Annotated in this window: 8 protein-coding genes; 6 read left to right on the top strand and 2 right to left on the bottom strand. The window is 50.1% G+C overall.

The genetic code is table 11. The features are described from left to right. Positions 1-95 precede the first annotated feature (95 nt). Both ABEA66_RS10915 and ABEA66_RS10910 read right to left on the bottom strand, forming a co-directional pair. Positions 96-854 carry a hypothetical protein gene (locus tag ABEA66_RS10915; protein WP_345587574.1) on the bottom strand — a complete coding sequence of 253 codons (759 nt, stop codon included), beginning with the start codon at positions 852-854 and terminating at the stop codon, positions 96-98. A 172-nt stretch (positions 855-1026) separates the two neighbouring features. Further along, positions 1027-1431, bottom strand: coding sequence for a DUF2188 domain-containing protein (locus tag ABEA66_RS10910; protein ID WP_345587573.1), 405 nt, complete (start codon positions 1429-1431; stop codon positions 1027-1029). Positions 1432-1582: 151 nt separating this feature from the next. Between ABEA66_RS10910 and ABEA66_RS10905 the strand changes: the two genes are divergently transcribed. The 6 genes from ABEA66_RS10905 to ABEA66_RS10880 all read left to right on the top strand — a co-directional run bounded on the left by ABEA66_RS10905 (position 1583) and on the right by ABEA66_RS10880 (position 6056). Next, positions 1583-2110: a hypothetical protein gene (locus ABEA66_RS10905; protein ID WP_345587572.1), complete on the top strand. Its 528-nt coding sequence runs from the start codon at positions 1583-1585 to the stop codon at positions 2108-2110. Positions 2111-2205: 95 nt separating this feature from the next. After that, positions 2206-2565, top strand: a complete 360-nt coding sequence (locus ABEA66_RS10900) for a phage holin family protein (protein ID WP_345587571.1) — start codon at positions 2206-2208, stop codon at positions 2563-2565. Positions 2566-2838: 273 nt separating this feature from the next. Next, positions 2839-3543 (top strand): HAD family hydrolase, encoded by a 705-nt coding sequence (locus ABEA66_RS10895; RefSeq protein ID WP_079914864.1) that lies wholly within the window; start codon positions 2839-2841, stop codon positions 3541-3543. Positions 3544-3658: 115 nt separating this feature from the next. Then, positions 3659-4084, top strand: coding sequence for a MarR family winged helix-turn-helix transcriptional regulator (locus ABEA66_RS10890; protein WP_079914865.1), 426 nt, complete (start codon positions 3659-3661; stop codon positions 4082-4084). A gap of 60 nt (positions 4085-4144) precedes the next feature. Next, complete coding sequence (locus ABEA66_RS10885; protein WP_345587570.1) at positions 4145-5416, top strand: MFS transporter; 1272 nt, start codon at positions 4145-4147, stop codon at positions 5414-5416. Between the two features lie 373 nt (positions 5417-5789). Then, on the top strand, positions 5790-6056 hold the full coding sequence (locus tag ABEA66_RS10880) for a metal-sensitive transcriptional regulator (RefSeq protein ID WP_079914867.1): 267 nt from the start codon (positions 5790-5792) through the stop codon (positions 6054-6056). Positions 6057-6078: the final 22 nt, after the last annotated feature.

Below are 6078 nucleotides of genomic sequence, written 5' to 3'. Positions count from 1 at the left end.
AATGGTAGGCGCTTGCCAGCCCCCATTCCGGACTTTCACCGTAGAGATGACGCCCATGCTGGGCGTACATAACGAAAGAGGAGCAGGCGGATGCCTTACTCCTCTTTTTCATTCACCTTTTGCAGCTTTGCCGGGTTGTTGATCTTGTACGGCACAGGATGCTTGGTAAGCTTCTTCGCAACGATTTTGCCCTCGAAGGTGAGCTTGTCCCCGACTTCGAGCTCGAGCTTCTTCAGCGTGGCGCTGTGGCTGGACCAGGCGTCGCCGACCTCGGTCTCCGGATCAACGATCGTAACGGCTTCGTAAATGATGACCTCATCGTCATTGTCGGAGAAATGGTTCGGAACGGTCGTAAATTCCTTCACGACAGCCGTCATTTTGACCTTCTCCTCCGGGAGCTGAAGCTTCTGCTTCTTTCCTTTGCCCTTTGCCGGTTCGGCGGTCTTAGGCGCTTCCGGCTCAGTCTCTTTGGCTGCGGCTGTGCTCACAGCAACGGGCTGCGGCGCTATCTCCTCCTGCGGTTTGGCTGCTTCCGCTTCTGCAGGAGCCGAAGTCTGCGCTTCCTCGGTAATGGCCGTAGCCCTCTGTCCGTAGCTGGCGGCTTGCATTTCCTTCAAATAGGAGGGATGGATGCAGTGCAGCTGCTTGTTGTCCAATTCAATGATGGCCGTCATATTGTCGACATAGCCGATAATATGGCAAGCCAGATTCATGCCGTTGCCTTTGTAAAAAAACGTTTTACTCTTGGTCGCCTTCTCGGAGAGCAGGCCCCATTCCTTACATTTATCAATCTGTGCCGCCTCATCTTCAAAGGCGATATATGTCGTGGGCTCGATGGTGAACGCATATGCCATAGGGTTCTCCGCCTTTCTTATTCTCCCTTCCATCTTACCATTTTTGATGAGTTGTTTCATTATTTGGTGAGGAATGTCGAGACGACAAATAGCCTCCCCTATAAGCGGAAGGCAAGGGGAGATTTCGATAGTGCCCGCTTCTACTCACTCCGGCTCCCTACACGACTCCACTCTACGAATAATTGTAGGACGTCTCCACCGTACCGTCTTGGCGATGAATGATAGCGCTCTTGTTCAAGTCGGAAGCCCTCTGTTTGGCATAGTCGACAGCCTCAAGCTTGGTATCCGTACGAACCAAGGCTTGTTTCGCACCTTCCTCCTTGACGGCCCAGCTATCGCCATCCGGGACGACATGGATATTGCTTTGTCGCGACCTAGGTGAGCTTGAACCGGTAGGATGTTCATGCAATGGATGGTCATCATTCCACCTCTTCGCTTGCGCGGTCGCAATGGCAATGGCCCGGCCTTCCTCGTAGCCTTCCTCCAGCAAGGCATTTGCAATTTCTATCGCTTTCCCCCTCACACGCGGATCCAAATGCTTCATCGAAGCGGGGTAATCATTCTTTTTCCATGGCATACAGGCTTCTCCTCCAAATGGTTGTTATCTTGTAATTAGCCAGTTACAGAAGTTTCTAAACATAGGCTTCGCTTTGCTTTCCTTATTTAACCAACATGGTTTCTAACTGTGATAATATGGATAGGAATGGGGTTAAGGAGGCAAGGGAGCAATGGTTGGAATACTTTATTTTGTCGGGGCTCTTATTATTGTGGTTGGGGTGTTAGCGGGGGTTTTAGTCCCGCTGGGGCTCCCATTTATCGGCGGGTCAATTGTGAGCGGAATATTTTTGATGGCGCTGGGAAGAATCGTGGAGCTTCTCGAGAAGATCGAACGCAAGCTGCCGGACCAACTGACTAGCCAAACACAGCAAGTACAGGAGTACACCGTTAGCTCATCGGATTTCGAAGTGTATGAGTCCCGCAATGAAACGTACCGTTTTTTTACGCTGGACGGGGATGATTTTATTCAGGCAAGGGTCTTTAAACATTATATGGAGCTGCATGGGGAATCTATTGTATTCAAGCTGCCCAAACAGGAACAGAGAGAGTGGATCAAGGAACCGGCGTACCATGCATCTGCCTACTTATTTACAAGGGATCATATTGTATTCGTTAGACTATCCTCTTTAAATATTAAAGCCTCGCGTTTAGGGGATTCCATTGTATTAAGCTATTCGGACAGTAAAATATTCATTTAACTAGCGGACATGAACGGGGCCATTGATGGGTAGTATGTGAATAGAAGCACCCAGGCTCGGGAGATCCGCTTAGATGCAAAGGGAGGAACATAATCGTGAGAAATCTCCTCAATTTCCTAGTAACCCTGCTTGTATTTTGGATCGGAAATGAATATTTCCACCAATATGTTGCCATTAAGGATACCAAGACTTTAATCATTGCTTCGGTTCTAATGTTTGTGATCAGCTTTCTATTTAGTCTTGCGATGGTTCTCTCCGTGCTGCTGATTACAGTAGGGATCGGCTGTCTGACGACGCCGGCTCTGATGCTGGTCTCGCTTATTTTAACACCAATCAAATTATGGCTTCTCGATAAATACTTGTACGGATTTGAAATTCACGGGTTCTGGACCTATGTCATCCTAACCCTGGTGTTGAGCCTGTTTACGGTAAAAGTAAAGCACAAAAAGGACTGAGCAAGCTTACGATCATATCACAAAATATACCAGCGGCGCAATGCGAAACCTCCTCGTGTTGCGTTTTTTTATTGTAATTGAGGAAATGGAAAAGCATTCGGAGGAAATCGAGAATATCGTGAGGGTCATTTCGGGAGGAAATCGCTACCTCTTCATCTTCCTTGTCCAGGATGGCTGAAGATCTTCGCAGTTTGGTCGGTAACATTAAGGTATAATAGGGGGGAAAAGGTTGAGATCATCATCCTTGATGGAACGGGGAGGAGCGAAAACGAGATGCCCAAAGCCATTTTATTAGATATGGACGATACCATTTTATCTTATGACCACGGGGTGGACACGGATTCGTGCTGGCGGAGATCCTTCGGCAGTAATCCGGGATGTGACCCTGAGGATCTGCTGGCTGAGATTAAAGCAGCGGCCCGATGGTATTGGAGCGATCCCGAGAGGCATCGAATAGGCAGGCTGGATCTCTATAAGGCTAGACAAGACATCGTTGGCATGGCCATGAAAAAGCTGGACGTTGAAAATGCCCCGCTTGTTGACACCATCGCCCATACTTACGGAGAAGAACGCGATAAGTGCGTTGCTCTGTTCCCAGACTCTATCGCCACCATCCAAGCTTTGCGGCAAAAGGGGATCAAGCTCGCACTATTGACCAATGGGAATGCGAAGCCCCAATGGGCGAAGATTCATCGTTTTGAGCTGGCACCGCTCTTTGACTGCGTCCTGGTCGAAGGCGAATTCGGCATCGGCAAGCCGGATGAACGCATCTATCTGCATGCGCTTGAGCGGCTCGAAGTAACTGCAGAGGAAGCCTGGATGGTCGGAGATAACTTCGAGTGGGAGGTAGCGGCGCCTCAGCGTCTGGGGATCCGCGGCATCTGGCTGGATCATAAGGGAGCAGGCGTACCTGCTGGCGCCACTGCTGTCCCTCACAGAATACTTAAGTCGCTGGGTGAGCTGCTTACCATGGTTTAACCGCGGGGGGCTATAAGCCCCTTTTTTTATTCTCATAAAAGAAATGATTGACAAAGGCGGCTCCTCCACATATATTTGTTGTACATACAAAATAAATCGAAAGGGGATCACCATAATGGACGAAGGCTTTTTACACGACTGCTTATTTTTTACCGCCAATCGATTAGGCCGCGCCATTACCAAAATAGCCGAGGAAGAATTCGCGCCGACCGGATTGACGCCTATGTACGGATACCTGATTCGCCTGGTGAATGGAACCCCTGGCATTACGCAGAAGGAATTGTCCGAGAAGCTGTCCATCACACCTTCAACGCTTACTAGATTCATCGATAAGCTGGAAGGCAAGCAGCTGGTGGAGCGGAAGGGGCAAGGAAAGACCGTTCTGGTCTACCCTACCGACAAAGGAATTGCTCTGGAGGGCACGATCCGTCAAGCTTCGAAAAATTTACGCGCACGCTATGAAGCCATCCTCGGTGTAGAGGCAGCCGAACAGCTATCTTCTCTTATTGAGCTTTCAAGCGAACAGCTGGAAAAGAAATAATTTTTTAAAAATATTATTGTATGTACAACTAAATTAAAATAAAGAGGAAGTGAATCACAGATGGAGAGTCATCTCAAATCACCTCGATTTCATTATGGCTGGGTAGTGATCCTTGTTACCTTTGTAACACTGCTCATTTCCGCCGGGGTTCGTTCCATGCCCAGTATTCTGATTGTACCGTTCGAAAAAGAGTTCGGCTGGAACCGGGGCAGCATATCCGGAGTTATCTCTACAGGAATCTTTTTATATGGGATGGTAGGTCCGTTCTCGGCTGCCGTCCTGCAAAAGTATGGAATTCGCAGAGTCCTGATCATCACCTTGTCCGTATTGGGGGTCAGTATGGCGGTTACCCCGCTGATGATAGCCTATTGGCAGTATGAGATCCTGTGGGGGATTGTTTCCGGTCTCGCTACGGGAATGATGGCGAATGTGCTTGGCGTTACGGTCAGCAATCAATGGTTTGTGAAGCGTAAGGGGTTGGTCGTCGGCTTGCTGACGGCAAGTGCCGCTACCGGTCAACTGCTGTTCCTGCCTATGCTTGCAAAAATTATGGTTGAAGCCGGCTGGAGATATGCCGTCTATACGGCTGTTGCGGCTATTGTGATCGTATTGATCGCCGTCGCCATATGGATGCGAAACCATCCTTACGACGTTGGGGCTGCTCCTTACGGATCGGAGGAGGTAATTCCGCCGGTGCCGTTTCAAGGAAATCTGTTCCTTAGTCCGTTATTGGCACTTCGGTCTGCGATGACGAACACGACCTTCTGGCTATTGGCAGGCACCTTCTTTTTTTGCGGATTTTCAACGAACGGGCTGATTGGCACGCATCTCATTTCGGCCTGTGGAGATTATGGGATTCCTGAAGTCATGGCTGCCGGATTGCTGGCCCTGATGGGGATGTTCGATCTGGTGGGAACGACGCTGTCAGGCTGGTTATCGGACCGGTTCGACAGCCGGAAGCTGCTGTTCTGGTATTACGGGCTTCGCGGGCTTTCTCTGCTGTTCCTGCCTTATGCCCTCGGCGCAGGTCCCAATATGCTGCTCGTGTTCTCCATCTTCTACGGTCTGGACTGGATTGCAACGGTACCGCCGACCGTGAAGCTCGCCGCCCAGGAATTCGGCAAGGAGAAATCCGGCATGATCTTCGGATGGGTGGTTGTGGCCCATCAGGTAGGCGCCTCGGTCGCGGCGTACGGTGCCGGAGCGATGAGAGAATGGTTCGGCAGCTACACAGTTCCCTTTATCGCGGCGGGTTTCGTCTGCTTGTTCGCAGCGATGATGGCGATCCGGATTTCTAAGGCCGGTGCCGCGGCCGCCCAGGTTCAGGCTTGATTGCATCATCCCGTGGATCAATCCAACGCGCAGGCTGCAGAAGGCAGCCTGCGCTTTTTGTGCGGCAGAACAGATGCGGGAAGCAGAAACGGATAAGCATCGTAAGATTTGTCAAAAATCGAGAAATCGGTGCGATGGGAGAAGGGAACCAGGCGGAACCGATGGATGCATCAAGATGCGGACATGAAGTTACGCCTGTTTGCCGTTGCCAAAGGGGTGTAGCGGGAACGCGAACGACAACCTTTTTTTCAGCTATCCCCCTTGAACTTCAATGATGGCCCTCCCTTTACGGGAAAGCTCTCCATGTATTGTATTCGTGCTCTCTATCGGAGATAATATACCTATACCGGTATAGCAGAAAGGATGGATTCGCATGTCCATGAAATACGATGACGATGTGAAAAAAAGATTAAGACGCATGGAAGGCCAAATCCGCGGCATCTTGAAGATGATGGAGGAGGAGCAGGACTGCAAGGATGTCGTAAGCCAAATCTCTGCAGTGCGAAGCGCCGCGGATAAAGCCATAGCCTATATTGTGGCTGTGAATTTGGAGCAATGCATTATAGAAGAAATAGAAGCGGGCAGAGATTCCGGCAAAGTCGTTAAGCAAGCGGTGGACCTGCTGGTCAAAAGCCGGTAATACAGGTGAGGGGGAGGTAGAA

It is taken from the genome of Paenibacillus vulneris, assembly GCF_039543185.1.
GTDB lineage: Bacteria > Bacillota > Bacilli > Paenibacillales > NBRC-103111 > Paenibacillus_S > Paenibacillus_S vulneris.
This window is presented reverse-complemented; position numbering and strand designations above follow the sequence as displayed.